Genomic DNA, 929 nt, shown 5'->3' on the forward strand with positions numbered 1-929 from the left:
CGAATCCCTCTTGAACAGTTTGTTAGGCAATTATTTTCGGTTGTACCCCTCTACTTTCGTATGGATTAAAAATACCCTTGTATCCAATTAACCTGAGGATATATTCCGTAACCAAATCTCTACATGTCGCATAGATTCGCCGCTGCTCGTCATAAGGTAAGTGACTTAAGCCTGAATGTATAATCTCGTTCCTGAGGTTTTTTATTTCTTTAAGACCAACTTCCATCCCTACTGAAGAAAACATTTCATAAAGTAACGTTTGAAAATAATACTTTTCGTTGCTTTCCGACCAATAAGAACCGTTTTTATATTTATACCCTTTACATTTCGCATACGAAGATTTTAGGTTCTCTAACAAAATGAACAAGGTAGCTAACTTCAACTCTATCTGTAAATTATTAACCTCAGGCGTGTTGAAAATATCCACTACAACATTTAGAGATCTTTGTTCGTAAAGCGTTGAGTAAGTATCAAAGCAGGACTCAATTAAATGCTTTATGTGCGAGGTATCTACACAACAAAATGGTGGTCGAAAGTAATAGTACTTACCACGAGTAGCCCAGATATGGGATTTGTTTGTTCCCTCGATATTCCATGCATAAAAACTGACTTCCGAGCACGTTGCGAATGATAGTAAAACACTTATTTTCTCAACAACTTCTACAACGGAATCAATATCGCTTTCGTCGATATTTTTGACGATTAGTTTCGTAGACTCTAGAAACTGACCTCTCAAGTCACTCTTTCTTGCATTTATAAATTCTGGTTCTTGAACGATCTCGACATTTAAACCGGCTATAGATAGGCAAATTTTATTCCTTACCCAACCACCAGTCTCAGTACTAGTAGTTTCAATACCTAATACTAAAAAATTTGAAAGATAACAGACTAAGTTCAATGTAACTCCCAATTGCCTAACGCCTTGCTAA

The 929-nt window shown here is 36.2% G+C and carries 1 protein-coding gene; it reads right to left on the reverse strand.

The features are described 5' to 3' along the window. Positions 1–22: 22 nt before the first annotated feature. The gene (locus VHA02S_RS24890) at positions 23–898 is read right to left on the reverse strand and encodes a hypothetical protein (protein ID WP_079403009.1); all 876 of its coding nucleotides are present in this window, start codon (positions 896–898) and stop codon (positions 23–25) included. Positions 899–929: the final 31 nt, after the last annotated feature.

It is taken from the genome of Vibrio harveyi NBRC 15634 = ATCC 14126 = KCTC 12724 (assembly GCF_001591145.1).
GTDB classification, from domain to species: domain Bacteria; phylum Pseudomonadota; class Gammaproteobacteria; order Enterobacterales; family Vibrionaceae; genus Vibrio; species Vibrio harveyi.